General features: G+C 67.6%; 26 protein-coding genes. 3 read left to right on the top strand and 23 right to left on the bottom strand.

Translation table 11 applies throughout. The annotated features are described in order from the left end of the window. Nucleotides 1-42: 42 nt before the first annotated feature. The 18 genes from rplR to rpsJ form a co-directional block, all read right to left on the bottom strand. A complete protein-coding gene (gene rplR, locus K6I33_RS05535) occupies nt 43-426 on the bottom strand; it encodes a 50S ribosomal protein L18 (RefSeq protein WP_229348557.1) in 384 nt (127 codons plus the stop codon). Nucleotides 427-429: 3 nt separating this feature from the next. After that, the gene (rplF, locus tag K6I33_RS05540) at nt 430-969 is read right to left on the bottom strand and encodes a 50S ribosomal protein L6 (protein ID WP_229348558.1); all 540 of its coding nucleotides are present in this window, start codon (nt 967-969) and stop codon (nt 430-432) included. A gap of 21 nt (nt 970-990) precedes the next feature. After that, on the bottom strand, nt 991-1389 hold the full coding sequence (gene rpsH, locus K6I33_RS05545; protein ID WP_030368402.1) for a 30S ribosomal protein S8: 399 nt from the start codon (nt 1387-1389) through the stop codon (nt 991-993). 210 nt (nt 1390-1599) lie between these two features. Beyond that, on the bottom strand, nt 1600-1785 hold the full coding sequence (locus tag K6I33_RS05550; RefSeq protein ID WP_071964550.1) for a type Z 30S ribosomal protein S14: 186 nt from the start codon (nt 1783-1785) through the stop codon (nt 1600-1602). Between the two features lie 5 nt (nt 1786-1790). Next, a complete protein-coding gene (gene rplE, locus K6I33_RS05555; RefSeq protein ID WP_126914685.1) occupies nt 1791-2342 on the bottom strand; it encodes a 50S ribosomal protein L5 in 552 nt (183 codons plus the stop codon). Continuing rightward, nucleotides 2342-2665 (bottom strand): 50S ribosomal protein L24, encoded by a 324-nt coding sequence (gene rplX, locus K6I33_RS05560; RefSeq protein ID WP_229348559.1) that lies wholly within the window; start codon nt 2663-2665, stop codon nt 2342-2344. Before rplX ends, rplE begins: the two co-directional genes overlap by 1 nt. A gap of 3 nt (nt 2666-2668) precedes the next feature. Then, on the bottom strand, nt 2669-3037 hold the full coding sequence (gene rplN / locus K6I33_RS05565; RefSeq protein ID WP_099199421.1) for a 50S ribosomal protein L14: 369 nt from the start codon (nt 3035-3037) through the stop codon (nt 2669-2671). A gap of 95 nt (nt 3038-3132) precedes the next feature. Then, nucleotides 3133-3414 carry a 30S ribosomal protein S17 gene (gene rpsQ, locus K6I33_RS05570; protein WP_229348560.1) on the bottom strand — a complete coding sequence of 94 codons (282 nt, stop codon included), beginning with the start codon at nt 3412-3414 and terminating at the stop codon, nt 3133-3135. Then, nucleotides 3414-3638: a 50S ribosomal protein L29 gene (gene rpmC / locus K6I33_RS05575; protein ID WP_030368408.1), complete on the bottom strand. Its 225-nt coding sequence runs from the start codon at nt 3636-3638 to the stop codon at nt 3414-3416. Before rpmC ends, rpsQ begins: the two co-directional genes overlap by 1 nt. Next, a complete protein-coding gene (rplP, locus tag K6I33_RS05580; protein WP_106677952.1) occupies nt 3638-4057 on the bottom strand; it encodes a 50S ribosomal protein L16 in 420 nt (139 codons plus the stop codon). Before rplP ends, rpmC begins: the two co-directional genes overlap by 1 nt. A gap of 5 nt (nt 4058-4062) precedes the next feature. Continuing rightward, entirely contained in the window at nt 4063-4881 is an 819-nt protein-coding gene (gene rpsC / locus K6I33_RS05585) for a 30S ribosomal protein S3 (protein ID WP_071964543.1), read from the bottom strand. Further along, nucleotides 4881-5228, bottom strand: coding sequence for a 50S ribosomal protein L22 (gene rplV / locus K6I33_RS05590; RefSeq protein ID WP_031012097.1), 348 nt, complete (start codon nt 5226-5228; stop codon nt 4881-4883). The genes rpsC and rplV overlap by 1 nt, the downstream gene beginning before the upstream one ends. A 43-nt stretch (nt 5229-5271) precedes the next feature. Then, a complete protein-coding gene (gene rpsS / locus K6I33_RS05595) occupies nt 5272-5553 on the bottom strand; it encodes a 30S ribosomal protein S19 (RefSeq protein ID WP_004950443.1) in 282 nt (93 codons plus the stop codon). A gap of 12 nt (nt 5554-5565) precedes the next feature. Continuing rightward, nucleotides 5566-6402 (bottom strand): 50S ribosomal protein L2, encoded by an 837-nt coding sequence (gene rplB, locus K6I33_RS05600; RefSeq protein ID WP_106677950.1) that lies wholly within the window; start codon nt 6400-6402, stop codon nt 5566-5568. 40 nt (nt 6403-6442) lie between these two features. Then, nucleotides 6443-6766: a 50S ribosomal protein L23 gene (gene rplW, locus K6I33_RS05605; protein WP_030368414.1), complete on the bottom strand. Its 324-nt coding sequence runs from the start codon at nt 6764-6766 to the stop codon at nt 6443-6445. Continuing rightward, entirely contained in the window at nt 6766-7416 is a 651-nt protein-coding gene (gene rplD, locus K6I33_RS05610) for a 50S ribosomal protein L4 (protein WP_229348561.1), read from the bottom strand. Before rplD ends, rplW begins: the two co-directional genes overlap by 1 nt. 8 nt (nt 7417-7424) lie before the next feature. Then, complete coding sequence (gene rplC, locus K6I33_RS05615) at nt 7425-8069, bottom strand: 50S ribosomal protein L3 (protein ID WP_030368416.1); 645 nt, start codon at nt 8067-8069, stop codon at nt 7425-7427. Nucleotides 8070-8082: 13 nt separating this feature from the next. Then, nucleotides 8083-8391, bottom strand: a complete 309-nt coding sequence (rpsJ, locus tag K6I33_RS05620) for a 30S ribosomal protein S10 (RefSeq protein ID WP_003948644.1) — start codon at nt 8389-8391, stop codon at nt 8083-8085. Nucleotides 8392-8987: 596 nt separating this feature from the next. Between rpsJ and K6I33_RS05625 the strand changes: the two genes are divergently transcribed. From K6I33_RS05625 to K6I33_RS05635, 3 genes are all read left to right on the top strand, one after another. Beyond that, on the top strand, nt 8988-11114 hold the full coding sequence (locus K6I33_RS05625; protein ID WP_229348562.1) for a PIG-L family deacetylase: 2127 nt from the start codon (nt 8988-8990) through the stop codon (nt 11112-11114). A gap of 93 nt (nt 11115-11207) precedes the next feature. Beyond that, nucleotides 11208-12212, top strand: coding sequence for a helix-turn-helix transcriptional regulator (locus tag K6I33_RS05630; protein ID WP_229348563.1), 1005 nt, complete (start codon nt 11208-11210; stop codon nt 12210-12212). A gap of 17 nt (nt 12213-12229) precedes the next feature. After that, nucleotides 12230-13087: a metallophosphoesterase gene (locus K6I33_RS05635; RefSeq protein WP_229348564.1), complete on the top strand. Its 858-nt coding sequence runs from the start codon at nt 12230-12232 to the stop codon at nt 13085-13087. Nucleotides 13088-13171: 84 nt separating this feature from the next. Here K6I33_RS05635 and tuf read toward each other — a convergent pair whose 3' ends face one another. The 5 genes from tuf to K6I33_RS05660 form a co-directional block, all read right to left on the bottom strand. Then, the gene (gene tuf, locus K6I33_RS05640; protein WP_229348565.1) at nt 13172-14365 is read right to left on the bottom strand and encodes an elongation factor Tu; all 1194 of its coding nucleotides are present in this window, start codon (nt 14363-14365) and stop codon (nt 13172-13174) included. Between the two features lie 166 nt (nt 14366-14531). Continuing rightward, a complete protein-coding gene (gene fusA / locus K6I33_RS05645; RefSeq protein ID WP_229348566.1) occupies nt 14532-16655 on the bottom strand; it encodes an elongation factor G in 2124 nt (707 codons plus the stop codon). A gap of 39 nt (nt 16656-16694) precedes the next feature. Then, entirely contained in the window at nt 16695-17165 is a 471-nt protein-coding gene (gene rpsG / locus K6I33_RS05650; protein ID WP_004950419.1) for a 30S ribosomal protein S7, read from the bottom strand. Between the two features lie 2 nt (nt 17166-17167). Then, on the bottom strand, nt 17168-17539 hold the full coding sequence (gene rpsL / locus K6I33_RS05655) for a 30S ribosomal protein S12 (protein ID WP_003948652.1): 372 nt from the start codon (nt 17537-17539) through the stop codon (nt 17168-17170). Between the two features lie 335 nt (nt 17540-17874). After that, nucleotides 17875-18336 carry a helix-turn-helix transcriptional regulator gene (locus K6I33_RS05660; RefSeq protein ID WP_229348567.1) on the bottom strand — a complete coding sequence of 154 codons (462 nt, stop codon included), beginning with the start codon at nt 18334-18336 and terminating at the stop codon, nt 17875-17877. Nucleotides 18337-18733: the final 397 nt, after the last annotated feature.

The following is an 18733-nucleotide window of genomic DNA, read 5'->3' on the forward strand; positions in this document are numbered from 1 at the left end:
ATTACCTCTCTCTGTTACGTCCGCTAGCTCCGGAACCGGGGCTTAGAACTTCAGCCCGGCTTCGCGGGCGGCGTCCGCCAGAGCGGCGATGCGCCCGGCGTACTGGTTGCCACCGCGGTCGAACACGACGGCCTCGACACCGGCGGCCTTGGCACGCTCGGCAACCAGGGCGCCGACCTTCTTGGCCTGGGCGCTCTTGTCGCCCTCGCCACCACGGATCGACGCGTCCAGGTGCGACGCCGACGCCAGGGTGTGGCCCTGGATGTCGTCGATGACCTGGGCGGTGATGCCACGGTTGGAACGCGTCACGACGAGGCGCGGGCGCTCGGCCGTACCCGAAATGTTCTTCCGGATACGGATGTGGCGGCGGGCCTTGGCGGCGCGCTTGTACGCGTCACCCTTGGCGATCTTCACACCGTATGCCATGGCTTACTTACCCGCCTTTCCGACCTTGCGGCGGATGACTTCGCCCTCGTACTTGACGCCCTTGGCCTTGTACGGGTCGGGCTTCCGCAGCTTGCGGATCTTCGCGGCGACCTCGCCGACCTTCTGCTTGTCGATGCCCTCGACCGAGAACTTGGTCGGGGACTCCACCTTGAAGGTGATGCCCTCAGGGGCCTCGATCAGGATCGGGTGGCTGTAGCCAAGGGAGAACTCCAGGTTGGAGCCCTTGGCGACGACGCGGTAACCGACACCGCTGATCTCGAGCTTCTTCACGTAGCCCTGGGTCACGCCGGTGATCATGTTCGCCACCAGCGTGCGGGACAGGCCGTGGAGGGCCTTGTTCTGACGCTCGTCGTTGGGACGGGTCACCGAGAGGGTGCCGTCCTCGCCCTTGACGATCTCGATGGGGGCGGACAGGGCGATGTTCAGGGCGCCCTTGGGGCCCTTCACCTGCACGTCACGGCCATCGATGGTGACGTCCACACCAGCGGGAACCTGGATGGGCAGCTTGCCAATACGCGACATTAGCTATTCCTCCGTTCCCGATTACCAGACGTAGGCGAGGACTTCCCCACCCACGCCCTTCTTGCTGGCCTGCTGGCCGGTCAGGAGACCGTGGGACGTGGAGATGATCGCCACGCCCAGGCCGCCGAGGACCTTCGGCAGGTTGGTGGACTTTGCGTAGACCCGGAGGCCCGGCTTCGAGATCCGCTTGATGCCCGCGATGGAGCGCTCACGGTTCGGACCGAACTTCAGGTCGATGACGAGGGACTTGCCGACCTCGGCGTCCTCGACCTTCCAGCCGGCGATGTAGCCCTCCTGCTGCAGGATCTCGGCGATGTGCGCCTTGATCTTGCTGTGGGGCATGGCCACGGTGTCGTGGTAAGCCGAGTTCGCGTTCCGCAGACGGGTCAGCATGTCTGCGATCGGATCGGTCATGGTCATGTTTGGCCTTCGGCCTCTCTCGCCGTGGTTTCCTATCTGCGCCATCCCTCTCCCCGAACTGAAGTCGGGACGGGTGCGGCGCGGGGACCTACGGCGTAGTAAGACGGTCATGGGCGGCGGGCGCCCAACCCTTCAACTCTACGCGAGTGACTGGCTGGGCCCCGCCATCCTTGATGCTTACCGAGAGCCCTGGTCAACCCAAGTGGGTTGTTACCAGGAGCTCTTGGTCACGCCCGGCAGCTCGCCACGGTGAGCCATCTCACGAAGGCACACGCGGCAGAGGCCGAACTTGCGGTACACGGAGTGCGGACGGCCGCAGCGGTTGCAGCGGGTGTACGCGCGAACCGCGAACTTCGGCTTGCGCGCGGCCTTCGCGATCAGAGACTTCTTCGCCATCTCGGTCACGCCTCCTTGAAGGGGAAGCCGAGGTGACGGAGGAGGGCGCGGCCCTCGTCGTCGTTGGTCGCCGTGGTCACCACGGTGATGTCCATACCCCGGACGCGGTCGATCTTGTCCTGGTCGATCTCGTGGAACATGACCTGCTCCGTGAGACCGAAGGTGTAGTTGCCCCGACCGTCGAACTGCTTCGGGGACAGACCACGGAAGTCGCGGATGCGCGGCAGCGCGAGCGACAGGGTGCGGTCCAGGAACTCCCACATGCGGTCGCCACGGAGGGTGACGTGGGCACCGATCGGCTGGCCCTCACGCAGCTTGAACTGCGCGATGGACTTGCGAGCCTTGGTGACGGCGGGCTTCTGGCCGGTGATCGTGGTGAGGTCGCGGATGGCGCCCTCGATCAGCTTGGAGTCGCGGGCGGCGTCGCCCACACCCATGTTGACCACGATCTTGGTGAGGCCGGGAACCTGCATGACGTTCTCGTAGGAGAACTCCTCACGCAGCTTGCCCGAGATCTCCTCGCGGTACTTCGTCTTGAGACGCGGAGTGGTAGCCATCAGATGTCCTCACCCGTCCGCTTGGCAACGCGGATCTTGTTGCCGTTCTCATCGAAGCGGTAGCCGACGCGCGTGACGACCTTCTTGCCGTCCTTCTCCACGACGAGCTGAACGTTGCTCACGTGGATCGGGGCCTCGGTCGTGACGATGCCGCCGGTCTGGGCACCACGGGCGGTCTGGCCGGCCTTGGTGTGCTTCTTGACCCGGTTGACACCCTCGACGAGGACGCGGTTCTCGCTGGGCATGGCCACGATGACCTTGCCCTGCTTGCCCTTGTCCTTACCGGTGATGACCTGGACCAGGTCGCCCTTCTTGATCTTCATCGGTTACAGCACCTCCGGCGCGAGCGAGACGATCTTCATGAACTTCTTCTCGCGCAGCTCTCGGCCCACGGGGCCGAAGATACGGGTGCCGCGGGGGTCACCGTCGTTCTTGAGAACGACAGCGGCGTTCTCGTCGAAACGGATGTACGAGCCATCCGGACGGCGGCGCTCCTTGACGGTGCGAACGATGACGGCCTTGACGACGTCACCCTTCTTCACGTTGCCGCCGGGGATCGCGTCCTTGACGGTGGCGACGATGACGTCACCGATGCCCGCGTAGCGGCGACCCGAACCACCGAGAACACGGATGCAAAGGATCTCCTTGGCACCAGTGTTGTCGGCGACCCGAAGTCGCGACTCCTGCTGGATCACGTCTATCTCCTGATCGTCTGCCGGTTCCCGGCAGGGGCTCCGAGGAGCCCCTGCCGAGCCTGGCGGAACTTATCTGAGGGAGATTCCCTCAGAAATTACTTGGCCTTCTCGAGGATCTCGACGACGCGCCAGCGCTTGGTCGCCGACAGCGGACGCGTCTCCATCAGGAGGACGCGGTCGCCGACGCCGGCAGCGTTCTGCTCGTCGTGCGCCTTGAGCTTGCTCGTACGGCGGATGACCTTGCCGTACAGCGCGTGCTTGACACGGTCCTCGACGGCGACGACGACGGTCTTGTCCATCTTGTCGCTGACGACGAGACCCTCACGGGTCTTGCGGAAACCGCGCTCGTTCGTCTCAGTCACATTCTTCTCGCTCATCAGGCGCTCTCCACCGTCTCGATGCCCAGCTCACGCTCGCGCATCAGGGTGTAGATCCGGGCGATGTCCTTACGGACGGACTTGAGCCGACCGTGGTTCTCGAGCTGCCCCGTGGCCGCCTGGAAGCGGAGGTTGAACAGCTCTTCCTTGGCCTCACGGAGCTTCGCGACGAGGTCCTCGTCGTTGAGCTCGCGCAGCTCGGTCGCCTTGATACCAGCGGCCATCACGACTCACCTGCCTCGCGCCGAACAATGCGGCACTTCATCGGAAGCTTGTGGGCGGCGCGGGTCAGCGCCTCACGAGCAACCTTTTCGTTCGGGAAGGACAGCTCGAACATCACCCGACCGGGCTTGACGTTCGCGATCCACCACTCCGGAGAACCCTTACCGGAACCCATGCGGGTCTCGGCCGGCTTCTTCGTCAGCGGACGGTCCGGGTAGATGTTGATCCAGACCTTGCCGCCACGCTTGATGTGACGGGTCATGGCGATACGAGCGGACTCGATCTGCCGGTTCGTCACGTAGGCCGGGGTCAGGGCCTGAATGCCGTACTCACCGAAGGCGAGCTCGGTGCCACCCTTGGCCATGCCGTTCCGCTTGGGGTGGTGCTGCTTGCGGTGCTTGACCCTGCGAGGGATCAGCATGTCGGTCAGGCCTCCGTTCCGGTGGACTCAGCCGGAGCAGCGGTGGCCTCGGCCTTGGGGGCCTCGGCAGCCTGCTGCGGCTTGCGGCCGCGGCCGCCACGCTCGCCACCACGGCCACCACGGGCCGGGCGGTCGCCGGCGCCACGGGACGGGCGGTTGCCCGCACGCGCGGCGGCGTTCTCGGCGCGGACCTCGGCGATGTTCTTGACGTCGCCCTTGTAGATCCAGACCTTCACGCCGATGCGACCGAAGGTGGTCTTGGCCTCGAAGAAGCCGTAGTCGACGTTCGCGCGGAGCGTGTGCAGGGGCACACGGCCCTCGCGGTAGAACTCCGAGCGGGACATCTCGGCGCCGCCGAGACGACCGCCGCACTGGATCTTGATGCCCTTGGCGCCGGCCTTCATCGTCGACTGCATGCTCTTACGCATGGCGCGACGGAAGGAGACGCGGGAGGACAGCTGCTCGGCGACGGCCTGGGCCACCAGCTGAGCGTCGACCTCGGGGTTCTTGACCTCGAGGATGTTCAGCTGGACCTGCTTGCCGGTCAGCTTCTCCAGCTCGCCGCGGATGCGGTCGGCCTCGGCGCCGCGGCGGCCGATGACGATGCCCGGACGAGCGGTGTGGATGTCAACGCGGACGCGGTCGCGGGTGCGCTCGATCTCAACCTTCGAGATACCGGCGCGCTCCATGCCCTTCGTCATCATGCGACGAATGGCAACGTCTTCCTTGACGTAGTCCTTGTACAGCTTGTCGGCGTACCAGCGGGACTTGAAGTCCGTGGTGATGCCGAGCCGGAACCCGTGCGGGTTAACCTTCTGGCCCATTACCGGGTTCCTTCCTTGCTGCTGACGACCACGGTGATGTGGCTGGTCCGCTTGCGGATCCGGTAGGCACGGCCCTGGGCGCGCGGACGGAACCGCTTCAGGGTCGGGCCCTCGTCCACGAACGCCTCGCTGATGTACAGCGACGAAGCGTCCGTGTGGTCGTAGTTGTGCGCGGCGTTGGCAATGGCGCTGTCCAGCACCTTGCCCACCGGCACGCTCGCGGCCTGCGGGGCGAAACGCAGGACCGCCTGAGCCTCCGTGGCGTCCATGCCACGGATGAGGTCCACCACGCGGCGGGCCTTCATGGGCGTGACGCGGATGTACCGCGCCTGGGCCCTGGCTTCCATGGTTGTCCCTTCGGTGTCAGTCATAGTCGTTCACACCCCGCCTTTAGCGGCGCTTCGACTTGCGGTCGTCCTTGACGTGGCCGCGGAAGGTGCGGGTCGGCGAGAACTCGCCGAGCTTGTGGCCGACCATCGACTCGGTGACGAACACCGGGACGTGCGTCTTGCCGTTGTGCACCGCGAGCGTGTGGCCCAGCATGGCCGGCACGATCATGGAGCGACGGGACCAGGTCTTGATGACGTTCTTGGTACCAGCCTCGTTCTGAGCGTCCACCTTCTTGATGAGGTGGCCGTCGACGAAGGGTCCCTTCTTGAGACTACGCGGCATCTAAACCCGCTCCTAGCGCTTCTTGTTCGTCTTGCGGCGGCGGACGATGTACTTGTTGCTCGCCTTCTTGGGAGAACGAGTACGACCCTCCTTCTGACCCCACGGGGAGACCGGGTGGCGACCACCGGAGGTCTTGCCCTCACCACCACCGTGCGGGTGGTCAACCGGGTTCATCGCGACACCGCGGACGGTCGGGCGAACGCCCTTCCAGCGCATACGGCCGGCCTTGCCCCAGTTGATGTTCGACTGCTCGGCGTTGCCGACCTCGCCGACCGTGGCGCGGCAGCGGACGTCGACCAGGCGGACCTCGCCGGACGGCATACGCAGGTGGGCGTACTGGCCCTCCTTCGCCAGCAGCTGCACGGAGGAACCGGCAGAGCGGGCGAACTTGGCGCCACCACCGGGACGGAGCTCGATCGCGTGGATCGTGGTACCGACCGGGATGTTGCGGAGCGGGAGGTTGTTGCCCGGCTTGATGTCGGCCGTGGGGCCGTTCTCAATCCGGTCGCCCTGGTTCAGCTTGGCCGGGGCGATGATGTAGCGCTTCTCGCCGTCTGCGTAGTGCAGGAGCGCGATGCGCGCGGTGCGGTTCGGGTCGTACTCGATGTGAGCGACCTTGGCCGGCACGCCGTCCTTGTCGTGACGACGGAAGTCGATCACACGGTAGGCGCGCTTGTGGCCACCGCCCTGGTGACGGACGGTCACACGACCGGTGTTGTTACGGCCGCCCTTGCTGTGCAGGGGGCGGACCAGCGACTTCTCCGGCGTGGACCGCGTGATCTCGACAAAGTCGGCGACGCTGGAGCCACGACGGCCCGGGGTCGTCGGCTTGTACTTGCGGATACCCATTTCTCAGTCCTCGTCCGATTCCGGACGATCCAGACCGCCCTTAGGCGGTCGGACCGCCGAAGATGTCGATACGGTCGCCCTCGGCGAGGGTCACGATGGCGCGCTTGGTGTTGGCGCGCTTGCCGAAACCGGTCTTGGTGCGCTTGCGCTTACCCTGACGGTTGATCGTGTTGACCCCGGTGACCTTGACCGAGAAGACCGCCTCGACGGCCTGCTTGATCTGGGTCTTGTTGGCGCGCGGGTCGACGATGAACGTGTACTTGTTCTCGTCCAGCAGCGCGTAGCTCTTCTCGGAGACGACCGGCTTGACCAGGAGGTCGCGCGGGTCCGAGAACGTCTTGCTGGTGACGACGGCCTCAGTCATCAGGCCTCGCTCCCTTCGGTCTCAACGGCCTTGGGGCCAGACACGAAGGACTCGAAAGCGGCCTGGGTGAAGACCACGTCGTCGGAGACGAGCACGTCGTACGTGTTCAGCTGGCCCGGCTCCAGGATGTGAACCTGGGGCAGGTTGCGGGCGGACAGCCACGCGGCCTCGTCGGACCGGTCGGCGACCAGGAGCAGGTTCTTGCGCTCCGAGATCTTGCCGAACAGGGTCTTGGCGGCCTTGGTGGAAGCCGTGCCCTCGACCACGCCGGAGACGACGTGGATGCGGGAGTGACGCGCGCGGTCCGAGAGGGCGCCACGCAGGGCGGCGGCCTTCATCTTCTTGGGCGTCCGCTGCGAGTAGTCACGCGGCACGGGACCGTGCACGACGCCACCACCGGCGAACTGCGGCGCGCGGGTCGAACCCTGACGGGCGCGACCGGTGCCCTTCTGGCGGTAAGGCTTGCGCCCACCACCGCGGACCTCGCCACGGGTCTTGGTCTTGTGCGTGCCCTGACGGGCAGCGGCCAGCTGCGCGACGACGACCTGGTGGATCAGCGGAACGCTGACCTTGGCGTCGAAGATCTCCGCGGGGAGCTCGACGGTCCCGGCCTTGTCGCCTGCCGGCGAAAGGATGTCAATGGTGCTCATCGGTTACCTCAGGCCCCCTTGGCCGCGGTACGGACCAGGACGAGGCCGCCGTTCGGACCAGGAACCGCGCCCTTGATGAGGAGCAGGCCCTTCTCCGCGTCAACGGCGTGGACGGTCAGGTTCTGGGTGGTGACCCGCTCGTTGCCCATGCGGCCCGCCATGCGGAGGCCCTTGAACACACGGCCCGGGGTGGCGCAGCCACCGATGGAACCGGGGGAGCGGTGCTTGCGCTGGGTGCCGTGCCCGGCGCCGAGGCCACGGAAGTTGTGGCGCTTCATGACACCGGCGAAGCCCTTGCCCTTGCTCTTGCCGGTGACGTCAACCTTGACGCCCGACTCGAACACGGCAGCGGTGATCTCCTGGCCGAGCGTGTACTCGCTGGCGTCAGCGGTACGCAGCTCCACCAGGTGGCGGCGCGGGGTGACGTCGGCCTTGGCGAAGTGACCCTTGAGGGGCTTGTTCACCTTGCGCGGGTCGATCTCGCCGAAGGCGATCTGGACCGACTCGTAGCCGTCGCTGTCGTTGGTGCGGACCTGGGTGACGACGCAGGGCCCGGCCTTGACGACGGTCACCGGGACAACCCGGTTGTTCTCGTCCCAGACCTGGGTCATGCCGAGCTTCTCGCCCAGGACGCCCTTAATGTTCTTAGCCATCTCGCGCGTCACCTCAGAGCTTGATCTCGATGTCGACGCCAGCCGGCAGGTCGAGACGCATCAGCGAGTCAACCGTCTTCGGCGTGGGGTCGAGGATGTCGATGAGGCGCTTGTGCGTGCGCATCTCGAAGTGCTCGCGCGAGTCCTTGTACTTGTGCGGCGACTTGATGACGCAGTACACGTTCTTCTCAGTGGGCAGCGGCACCGGGCCCGCGACCGACGCACCCGTGCGGGTCACCGTCTCGACGATCTTCTTCGCCGAGGAGTCGATGACCTCGTGGTCGTAGGCCTTGAGCCGGATGCGGATCTTCTGTCCCGCCATGGCTACTTCGTAGTCCTGTCTCTCGTAACGCTCTGGGACTCGGCCGGCTGCTTCCGGAGGCCTTCCGGATGCTGCCCTTCCTCACTCCACCTCCGACCCACGCGGTCGGGCGTGTCGCGCCCCTTCCAGCAAAATTCCCTAGGGAATTCCCTGCTCAAGGGGTTTGTGGGGGAAGAACACCCACCGAGCGCCTGGTCGGTACCCCGCTGACACTTCCCGGAAGATTCCCGTACTTCCGCCCCTCATAAGGGACGACGAGTACTGCGGGACTCGCTTCCAGTCCTCCCGGCGGGAGGCGCGCAGCATCGGCACTCAACCGAGCAACCTGAACAGTGTGCCATACGGTCGCGAAGAGGCGCCAATCGAAGCTGAAGACGGTACCCCGAGCGGCGCACTTGTCAAACCACCCCGCCGACATACGGGACACTATGGTCGCGAAACGCCCGGGCCGTCCGCCGAGCGGGCCCGCCGTCGCCCGACGGGATGCTTTGTCCGGGCCCGGGCAACCTCCGGAGAGCCCCGGTCGTCCCCTATCACGTACCACGCCGGGGCACGGCCGGGAACGGCGCGCTGGACGACGGGACGGAGTCATCTAGTTGAACAGCTCACAGCGCAAGGGGCTCACACGACGATCCGTACTCACCGGTATCGCCGTGGCCACGGCGGCCGCGGCCACCGGGTGCAGTGCCGGCTCCAGCCGGGTCGCCCCCTCCCCCGACGCCCTCCAGTCCGTGGGCCCCGGCGGCCCGGGATCGTTCGGCAACGGCGGGGACGCGCTGCTCCTCCAGGTCATGGCCCACCCCGACGACGATCTGTACTTCATGAACCCCGACGCCCGGCACATGGTCGAGGCGGGCGCCCCCGTGGTCTCCGTCTATGTGACCGCCGGCGAGTCCGTGGGGCAGAACTGGGTCGAGGGCATGGCCAGGCGCGGGCCCGACAAGGCCGCCTACTCCTCGGCCCGCCACCAGGGCCTGCGCCAGGCCTACGCCGAGCTGATCGGCAGGGACAAGTTCACCCCATGGAAGAAGTCCGTCATGGACCTTCCGGGTGGTTGCCGGGCCGAGATCAACGAGCTCGGCGAGGGCCGGCGCAAGGCCCGGCTGATCTTCCTCAACATCGCCATGTTCTCCGCCGGCGAGACCCGGCTGCCCCTGCTGTGGGACCGGCCGTACGCGGTGATGCAGACCCTCGTGGCCACGGGCTCCCCCTGCCGCTCGGTCTCCACCTACCACCACCGGACCCTGGTGGACGCGCTGGCCGCGATCATGGAGAAGTACCGCCCCACGGTCGTCCACACCATGGACCCCGACCCCGACTACCAGGTCCACGACGCCACCCACCCCAAGGACAACGACTACGGGGCGTGCTCGGACCACCGCGACCACACCCCCACCGCGCTCTTCACCTGGAAGGCGCTGGACCAGTGGGTCTCCCGGCACACCCGGCGCGAGGGCCACCCGCCGCGCTTCACCACCCTCGCCTTCCGCGGCTACTACAACCAGCGCTGGCCCTACAATCTCCCCTCCGAGATCGTGGACGAGAAGTACCGCCTCGTCGCGGCCTACGGCGGCGACCCCGGCTGGAGCTGCGGCAACCAGGGCGGCTGCGGCGACTACGGCCAGGGTGGCGAACGCCCCCTGAAGAACCGCAAGGGCTGGATCCGCTCCACCCACTACCGCTACCCGGGCCCCACCGCCGTCGCCGGCAGCGACCGCTCGGGGCGCCTGGAGGCGTACGGCGTGCTCGGCCTCCAGGCCGTGCGCTGGCAGGAGACCTCCCCCGGCAGCGGCCGCTGGGGCGCCCCCGTGGCCCTCGGCGGCGGCCCGCTGGCCCCCGCCGTCGCCTCCGTCAAGGACGTCAAGGGGCACCGGCTGCTGTTCGCCCTGCGCTTCTCCTCCCTGGAGGGCCAGGGCCGGGGCAACAGCCGCGAGATCACCGTCCTGGAGCAGCACAGCCCCGGCGGTGCCTTCAAGGCGTGGAAGAGCCTCGGCAACCCCGAGCACAAGGCCGAGCGCGGCCGCCGCGTCGGCGTCCCCGCCGCCGTCGCCACCCCGGACGGCCGGGTCCACCTCTTCGTCCGCAACGCCGGCAAGGGCCTCTCCAGCCGGGTGCGCGAGCCCGACGGCACCTGGGGGAAGTGGCAGAGCCTCCACGGCCAGGAGGTCCAGGAGGGCCTCTCCGCCGCCCTCGACGGGCAGGGCCGCGTCCATGTCTTCGGCATCGGCCGGGACACCGTGCACCACTGGAGCCAGGAGGCCCCCGGCAAGCCCGTCCGTGCCATGCCGCTGCACGGCCTGCCCGGCCCCGGCGGCAACCAGATGGGCGCCGCCCTCGGCGCGGACGGCGGGCTGACCGTCGTCTACCGCACCCCGGCCGCCGCCGAGCCCATCGGCTACAGCCTGGGCCGGGACGGCAACGGCGCCGAGCGGACCGGCGGCTCCGGGCTGCGCTCCTTCAGCGGCTACGGCCCGCTCGCCGCCGCCACCGTCCCCCGCCGGGGCGGCCGGGACTCCCTGATGGTGCTGGGCCGCGCCCTGAGCGGCGAGATACAGCTCGTGGACGCCGAGGCCGGCGACGGGCCCGTCCGCGCGCCCCGGGGCATCACCCCCGTGGGCGCCTCCGGGCTCGTCACCGACTCCGGCCACCGGGTGTGCGCCGTGGGCCTCGGCCCCGACGCCACCCCCTGGGTCTGGCGCCCGGCCCCCGGCTCGGGCGTCTGACCCGCCTCGTACGCGTGGCCGAGGAGACCTCCCCGCGCGGTCTCCCGGCCCCCGCGTACGTTCAACCCGCGCGAGAAGGGGCAGAGGCAAGGGGTGCGCATTCACTTCACCGGGGTCGACCTGGGCCGCGTACGGCTGGACGCCGAACCCGACCTGCTGTGGGAGACGCTGCTGGCCGCCCACATGGTCCAGACGGGCCAGGGCCCCCTGATCTTCGACGGCTGGCGCGAGCTGGTCCGGGGCCGGCTCACCGACCCCATGCGGCGCGTCCTCGCCCTGGCCCCGCCCCGGGGCTACTCCCCCGACTTCCTCACCCCTCCCGAGGCCACCGAGGGCCTCGCCACCGGCCTCGACGCCATGCTCTCCCTGCCCCGCACCACGCTCCGCCGCGATCTGGAGCTGCTCGCCCCCGACCGCCGCGACCTCCATTTCGTCCGCCACCTCGCCGAGGGCCGGACCGAGGCCCTCAAGGCCCTGGGCGAAGGCCTCACGGCCTTCCACGACACGGCCGTGCGGCCGTATCTGGCCAAGGTGCGCGAGCACATCGCCGCCGACCGGGCCACCCGCTCCCAGGCCCTCCTGCGCAGCGGAGTCGAACAACTGCTCTCCAGCATTCATCCACAGGTGCGCTGGAGCCCACCGGTACTGGAGGTGCTCGTAGCGGGTACGGGCGAGGACGTCTATCTCGAAGGGCGCGGGCTTCGGCTCGTGCCCTCCTTCTTTTGCTGGCGCGCCCCCACCGTGCTCCGTGATCCGGAGCTGCCGCCCGTGCTCGTCTACCCGATCGTCCACGACCCCTCCTGGCTGGCCGAGCTCCGGGGCGACCGGCGCGAGGGCGCCGAGGCGCCGCTGGCCGCCCTGCTCGGCCACACCCGGGCCGAGGTGCTGGAGGCCACCGCCCGCGGCTGCACCACCAGCGAGCTGGCCCGCCGGGTGGGGATCGCCATGGCCACCGCCAGCCACCACGCCACCGTGCTGCGCGAGTCCGGGCTGATCACCACCCACCGCACGGGCGGCAGGGCGTACCACACCCTCAGCGTCCTGGGCCGGGACCTGCTCAACGGCAACCGCCTCGTCTCCCCCGGGCGCGTCGGGTAGCCGCCTACCGTAGATCCATGCAGCAGCCAATAACGCCCAGCGCGGGTCGCCGGCTCCTCGCCGTCAGCGACCTGCACACCGGCATGGCCGACAACGTGGCCATCGCCGAGTCACTGCGCCCCACCACCGACGAGGACTGGCTGATCGTGGCCGGTGACGTCGCCGAACGCTTCGACGACGTCGAACGCACCCTGCGGCTCCTGGCCCGCAACTTCCCCAAGGTCATCTGGTCCCCGGGCAACCACGAGCTGTGGACGCCCACGGGCGATCCGGTCGAGCTGCGCGGCGAGGCCCGCTACGCCCGCCTGGTCGAGCTGTGCCGGAGCCTTCGCATCAGCACCCCCGAGGACCCCTGGCCCGTCTGGGAGGGCGAGGGCGGTCCGGTGGCGGTGGCCCCGCTGTTCACGCTCTACGACTACACCTTCCGCACGCCCACGGCCGCCACCAAGGAGGAGTCCCTGGCCCAGGCCCATGAGGCGGGCATCGTGTGCACCGACGAGTACCTGCTGCACCCCGAGCCCCACCGGGGCATCGACGACTGGTGCCGGGCCCGGGTCGCGGCCACCGAGGCCCGGCTGGCCGCCCATGACCCGGAGCTGCCGCTGGTGCTGGTCAACCACTGGCCGCTGGACCGCCGGCCCACGGACGTCCTGACCTACCCGCAGTTCGCCCAGTGGTGCGGCACGGAGCTCACGGCCGGCTGGCACACCCGTTTCAACGTCGCGGCGGTGGTCTACGGCCATCTCCACATCCCCCGGACCACCTGGTACGAGGGGGTGCGCTTCGAGGAGGTCTCCATCGGCTACCCCCGCGAGTGGCGGCGCCGGGGCCACCCCAAGGGGCTGCTGCGGCAGATCCTGCCGTACCCGGCCTGAGCGCGGACACGCAAAGGGCCCGCACACCTCGCGGTGTACGGGCCCTTTGGTCGACCGTCAGGTCAGACCGTCAAGCAAGAGAACTTACTTGTTGATCTTGGTGACCTGGCCGGCGCCGACGGTGCGGCCGCCCTCACGGATGGTGAAGCGCAGGCCCTCCTCCATGGCGACGGGCTGGATCAGGGAGACGGACATCTCGGCGTTGTCGCCGGGCATGACCATCTCCGTGCCCTCCTTGAGGGTCACAACACCGGTCACGTCAGTCGTACGGAAGTAGAACTGCGGACGGTAGTTGTTGAAGAACGGGGTGTGACGGCCACCCTCGTCCTTCGACAGGATGTAGGCCGTGGCCTCGAACTCGGTGTGCGGGGTGACCGAACCCGGCTTGATGATGCACTGGCCGCGCTCGACGTCCTCGCGCTTGATGCCGCGGAGCAGCAGACCGACGTTCTCACCGGCCTGGCCCTCGTCGAGCAGCTTGCGGAACATCTCGATACCGGTGACCGTGGTGGTGGTCTTCTCGGTCTTGATGCCGATGATGTCGACGGTCTCGTTGACCTTCAGGACACCACGCTCGATACGACCGGTGACGACGGTGCCACGACCGGTGATCGTGAAGACGTCCTCGATCGGCATCAGGAACGGCTTGTCGACGTCACGCTCGGGCTGCGGGATGTGCTCGTCGACCTGCTGCATGAGGCCGAGGAGCTTCTCGCCCCACTCCTTGTCGCCCTCCAGCGCCTTCAGCGCGGAGACGCGGACGACCGGAGCGTCGTCGCCGTTGAACTCGTACTCGTTGAGGAGCTCACGGACCTCGAGCTCGACGAGCTCCAGGATCTCCTCGTCGTCCACCATGTCGGCCTTGTTCAGGGCGACGACGATGTACGGAACGCCGGACTGGCGGGCCAGGAGCACGTGCTCCTTGGTCTGCGGCATCGGACCGTCGGTCGCGGCGACCACGAGGATCGCGCCGTCCATCTGGGCGGCACCGGTGATCATGTTCTTGATGTAGTCCGCGTGACCCGGGCAGTCGACGTGGGCGTAGTGACGCGCCTCGGTCTGGTACTCGACGTGCGCGATGGAGATGGTGATACCGCGCTGACGCTCCTCCGGGGCCTTGTCGATCTCGTCGAAAGGCGTGAAGGGGTTCAGGTCCGGGTACGCGTCGTGCAGCACCTTGGTGATCGCCGCGGTAAGGGTCGTCTTACCGTGGTCGACGTGACCGATGGTGCCGATGTTGACGTGCGGCTTAGTCCGCTCGAACTTCGCCTTCGCCACTGGGGTCCTCCTGTGGAGTGGTTCTGTACGCCTAGATACGTTCGGCGCCAGGGATCTTTGCTGGGAAGCCGCCCACCGGGGCATTCCGACATGGTTTATGGCGGAATGCCCCGACAGCCGGTGTCAAGCCTAAAGCGTGTGCAACGCCCGTCGGGACGGGAGCTGGTTACTCGCCCTTGGCCTTCGCGATGATCTCCTCGGCGACGTTCCGCGGAACCTCGGCGTAGGAGTCGAACTGCATCGAGTAGCTTGCGCGACCCGAGGTCTTGCTGCGGAGGTCTCCGACGTAGCCGAACATCTCCGACAGCGGAACCAGGCCCTTGACGAGCTTGGCGCCGTGACGGTCCTCCATGGCCTGGATCTGGCCACGGCGGGAGTTGATGTCGCCGATGACGTCACCCATGTAGTCCTCGGGGGTGGTGACCTCGACCGACATCATCGGCTCGAGCAGAGCCGGCGATGCCTTGCGAGCACCCTCCTTGAACGCCATGGAACCGGCGATCTTGAACGCGAGCTCGGAGGAGTCGACGTCGTGGTAGGCACCGTCGAGCAGCGTCACCTTGACGCCGGTCAGCGGGTAGCCGGCCAGAACACCGAACTCCATGGCCTCCTGGCAACCCGCGTCCACGGACGGGATGTACTCCCGCGGGATACGGCCACCGGTGACCTTGTTCTCGAACTCGTAGCCGTCGCCCTCGAGGGGCTCGATCGCGATCTGCACCTTCGCGAACTGGCCGGAACCACCAGTCTGCTTCTTGTGCGTGTAGTCGATGCGCTCGACGGCCTTGCGGATCGTCTCGCGGTACGCGACCTGCGGCTTGCCGACGTTGGCCTCGACCTTGAACTCACGCTTCATACGGTCGACCAGCACGTCGAGGTGCAGCTCGCCCATACCCGCGATGATGGTCTGGCCCGTCTCCTCGTCCGTGTGGACCTGGAAGGACGGGTCCTCCTCGGCGAGGCGCTGGATGGCGACACCCAGCTTCTCCTGGTCGCCCTTGGACTTGGGCTCAATGGCGACCTGGATGACCGGAGCCGGGAAGTCCATCGACTCGAGGATCACCGGGTTGCCCGCGTCGCAGAGGGTCTCACCGGTGGTGGTCTGCTTCAGACCCATGACGGCGACGATGTCGCCGGCACCCACCGAGTCGATCTCCTCACGCTTGTTCGCGTGCATCCGGTAGATCTTGCCGATGCGCTCCTTCTTGCCCTTCACGGAGTTCTGCACCTGGGTGCCGGCCTCCATGCGGCCCGAGTAGACCCGGACGAAGGTGAGCTTGCCGAGGTGCGGGTCGCTCATGATCTTGAAGGCAAGACCGGCGAACGGCTCGTCGTCGGACGGCTTGCGCTTGACGACCTCGTCGGGGTTGTTGACGGCGTGGCCCTCAACAGCCTCGATGTCCAGCGGCGACGGCAGGTAGCGGACCACGGCGTCGAGCAGGGGCTGAACGCCCTTGTTCTTGAACGCGGTGCCACAGAACACCGGGGTGACGGTGACGGAGTCGCCGCCGCCACGCGAGGCGAGAGTGATGCGGCGGATGGCCGCCATCAGCTGCTCCTCGGTCGGCTCCTCGCCGCCCAGGTACAGCTCCATCATCTCGTCGTCGTTCTCGGCAACGCCCTCGAGGAGCTTGCCGCGCCATTCCTCGGCAGCCTCGATGTGGGTGTCCGGGATGTCGACGACGTCGTACATCTCACCCTTGGCGGCCTCGGCGGACCAGACCAGAGCCTTCATCTGGACGAGGTCGACCACGCCCTTGAAGTCGGCCTCGGTGCCGATCGGCAGCTGCATGACCAGCGGAACCGCGCCCAGGCGGTCGACGATCATGTCGACGCAGCGGTGGAACTCGGCACCCGTACGGTCGAGCTTGTTGACGAAGCAGATACGCGGCACGCCGTAGCGGTCCGCCTGACGCCAAACAGTCTCGGACTGGGGCTCGACACCGGCGACGCCGTCGAACACCGTCACGGCACCGTCGAGCACACGCAGGGAACGCTCCACCTCGACGGTGAAGTCGACGTGGCCCGGGGTGTCGATGATGTTGATGGTGTGATCGACGTCGTTCAGCGGCCAGTGGCAGGTGGTGGCAGCAGAGGTGATCGTGATGCCACGCTCCTGCTCCTGCTCCATCCAGTCCATCGTGGCAGCGCCGTCGTGGACCTCACCGATCTTGTACGAAACACCGGTGTAGAACAGGATCCGCTCGGTGGTGGTCGTCTTGCCCGCGTCGATGTGGGCCATGATCCCGATGTTGCGGACCTTGGCCAGGTCAAGCGAAGTGGTGGCCATATGGCTCAGTCTTCTCTCGGTTCTCGATGGGGGTAGCGACTACCAGCGGTAGTGCGCGAAGGCCTTGTTGGACTCGGCCATCTTGTGCGTGTCCTCACGCTTCTTGACCGAGGCGCCGAGACCGTTCGAGGCGTCCAGCAGCTCGTTCATGAGGCGCTCGGTCATGGTCTTCTCGCGACGGGCGCGGGAGTAACCGACCAGCCAGCGCAGCGCCAGGGTGGAGGCGCGGCCCGGACGGACCTCGACCGGCACCTGGTAGGTGGCGCCACCGACACGGCGGGACTTGACCTCGAGGGCGGGCTTGACGTTCTCAAGCGCGCGCTTCAGCGTGATGACCGGGTCGTTGCCCGTCTTCTCGCGGAGACCCTCCATGGCGCCGTACACGATGCGCTCGGCGGTGGAGCGCTTGCCGTGCAGGAGGATCTTGTTGATGAGCGACGTCACCAGGGGGGAGCCGTAAACCGGGTCGATGATGACCGGGCGCTTCGGGGCGGGGCCCTTACGAGGCATTCTTACTTCTCCTTCTTGGCGCCGTAGCGGCTGCGAGCCTGCTTACGGTTCTTGACGCCCTGCGTGTCCAGGGAACCGCGGATGATCTTGTAGCGAACACCCGGCAGGTCCTTCACACGGCCACCGCGCACGAGCACGATGGAGTGCTCCTGCAGGTTGTGACCCTCACCCGGAATGTAAGCGGTGACCTCGATGCCGGAGGTCAGGCGCACACGCGCGACCTTACGGAGCGCCGAGTTCGGCTTCTTCGGGGTGGTCGTGAAAACACGCGTGCAGACGCCACGACGCTGGGGCGAACCCTCGAGTGCGGGCGTCTTGTTCTTCTCGACCTTGTCCTGCCGGCCCTTCCGGACCAGCTGCTGGATCGTAGGCACCGTTTCTCCGGTTTCTGTGATCTCGATAAAACTAACCCGGGTGTCACCGCCGACCCACGCGGTCGGGCGTGTCGAAGGCTGCAGACCCCACCGGAGGGTGGAATCAGCACAGATTTCGGTGTTCCCGGCCGCTGGGTCCGTCCGGCTCCGGGCCTCTCGCACGGTTTGAAGGCACGCGCGAGAGCCCAGGGACACCCCAGGCACAAGGTCAGAGCGTACCTACAGCATGGGCTGCGGTCAAAACAAATGCACACGCGGAGGACACCCCGATGTGCTGCATATGTCGCAGATCAGAGCGGCCCCGCAGGGCCCGCCGGGCCCCCTCCCGGCGGGACCTAGAGCCCGGCCGATACACCCCGATGGGCGCTGCGCGTGCCCTCCGTACGGGCCCCGCTGACCGAAAGGATCATCTCGGTCATCTCGACGAACTGCCTGCGGTGACTGTCGGGCACACCGAGCAGCTCCGCGGCCTCCACCGGGGTCACCCGGCCGCCGTTCTCCCGGCCCCGGGCGCCCTCACCCGCACCCGTACGCCCCGCGCCCGGCAGCGGCAGGTCGTCCGCCGTCACCTTGCCGGACTGGATCAGCATGTCCCGCAGCGAGACCCCCAGCACGCGCGCCAGGGCGCGCATGGTCTCCAGGTCGGGCAGGCTCTGCCGCTGCAGCAGCCGGGTGACCGCCGCGCGGTGCACGCCGGCGTCCTCGGCCAGCCGCGACCTGCCTCCGCCACGCGGGCTGTCGATGTCATAGCCGCGTTCTCGCATCAGACCTTCGACCCAGCCCGCGAAACGCTCCATATCCGAGCCCTTTTCGCCCATAACACTGCTCCCTCCGCACTCCCTCCGCGCCACAGACCCTACCGTCCGTTCGCGCACGCAATAAACAGAATGGTGTGCGCGAGCGCAACCCGCCACCCCGCCTTGGCAAATTCCGGCTTTTCCCCACTGGTCAGCGCGTTTTCGGGACGCCCGGTATGTGGGGTGGAACACATGATCGGTATTTGTTGCGCTCGCGCACGCACTCTGTCTACTGTTGCTTGCGCCACCGCAACATGACGCACCGTGTTCACGGTGGCGCCTCCTACCACGCACGCACCGCCTTCGCACCGCCTTCGCACCGCACCGCTGCCGCAGCCTCCCCTGCCCAGCCTTGCTTCGCCCTGCCCTGCCCTGCTCCACCCCGAGAGGGGACCTG

This window comes from Streptomyces sp. UNOB3_S3 (genome assembly GCF_020740895.1).
Taxonomy (GTDB): domain Bacteria; phylum Actinomycetota; class Actinomycetes; order Streptomycetales; family Streptomycetaceae; genus Streptomyces.

Bases quoted from the DNA above. Each gene is read 5' to 3' on its own strand.
- rplR (WP_229348557.1), bottom strand. From the start codon at position 426: ATGGCATACGGTGTGAAGATCGCCAAGGGTGACGCGTACAAGCGCGCC.
- rplF (WP_229348558.1), bottom strand. From the start codon at position 969: ATGTCGCGTATTGGCAAGCTGCCCATCCAGGTTCCCGCTGGTGTGGAC.
- rpsH (WP_030368402.1), bottom strand. From the start codon at position 1,389: ATGACCATGACCGATCCGATCGCAGACATGCTGACCCGTCTGCGGAAC.
- K6I33_RS05550 (WP_071964550.1), bottom strand. From the start codon at position 1,785: ATGGCGAAGAAGTCTCTGATCGCGAAGGCCGCGCGCAAGCCGAAGTTC.
- rplE (WP_126914685.1), bottom strand. From the start codon at position 2,342: ATGGCTACCACTCCGCGTCTCAAGACGAAGTACCGCGAGGAGATCTCG.
- rplX (WP_229348559.1), bottom strand. From the start codon at position 2,665: ATGAAGATCAAGAAGGGCGACCTGGTCCAGGTCATCACCGGTAAGGAC.
- rpsQ (WP_229348560.1), bottom strand. From the start codon at position 3,414: ATGAGCGAGAAGAATGTGACTGAGACGAACGAGCGCGGTTTCCGCAAG.
- rpmC (WP_030368408.1), bottom strand. From the start codon at position 3,638: ATGGCCGCTGGTATCAAGGCGACCGAGCTGCGCGAGCTCAACGACGAG.
- rplP (WP_106677952.1), bottom strand. From the start codon at position 4,057: ATGCTGATCCCTCGCAGGGTCAAGCACCGCAAGCAGCACCACCCCAAG.
- rpsC (WP_071964543.1), bottom strand. From the start codon at position 4,881: ATGGGCCAGAAGGTTAACCCGCACGGGTTCCGGCTCGGCATCACCACG.
- rplV (WP_031012097.1), bottom strand. From the start codon at position 5,228: ATGGAAGCCAGGGCCCAGGCGCGGTACATCCGCGTCACGCCCATGAAG.
- rpsS (WP_004950443.1), bottom strand. From the start codon at position 5,553: ATGCCGCGTAGTCTCAAGAAGGGACCCTTCGTCGACGGCCACCTCATC.
- rplB (WP_106677950.1), bottom strand. From the start codon at position 6,402: ATGGGTATCCGCAAGTACAAGCCGACGACCCCGGGCCGTCGTGGCTCC.
- rplW (WP_030368414.1), bottom strand. From the start codon at position 6,766: ATGACTGAGGCCGTCGTCACCAGCAAGACGTTCTCGGACCCGCGCGAC.
- rplD (WP_229348561.1), bottom strand. From the start codon at position 7,416: ATGAGCACCATTGACATCCTTTCGCCGGCAGGCGACAAGGCCGGGACC.
- rplC (WP_030368416.1), bottom strand. From the start codon at position 8,069: ATGGCTAAGAACATTAAGGGCGTCCTGGGCGAGAAGCTCGGCATGACC.
- rpsJ (WP_003948644.1), bottom strand. From the start codon at position 8,391: ATGGCGGGACAGAAGATCCGCATCCGGCTCAAGGCCTACGACCACGAG.
- K6I33_RS05635 (WP_229348564.1), top strand. From the start codon at position 12,230: ATGCAGCAGCCAATAACGCCCAGCGCGGGTCGCCGGCTCCTCGCCGTC.
- fusA (WP_229348566.1), bottom strand. From the start codon at position 16,655: ATGGCCACCACTTCGCTTGACCTGGCCAAGGTCCGCAACATCGGGATC.
- rpsG (WP_004950419.1), bottom strand. From the start codon at position 17,165: ATGCCTCGTAAGGGCCCCGCCCCGAAGCGCCCGGTCATCATCGACCCG.
- K6I33_RS05660 (WP_229348567.1), bottom strand. From the start codon at position 18,336: ATGGAGCGTTTCGCGGGCTGGGTCGAAGGTCTGATGCGAGAACGCGGC.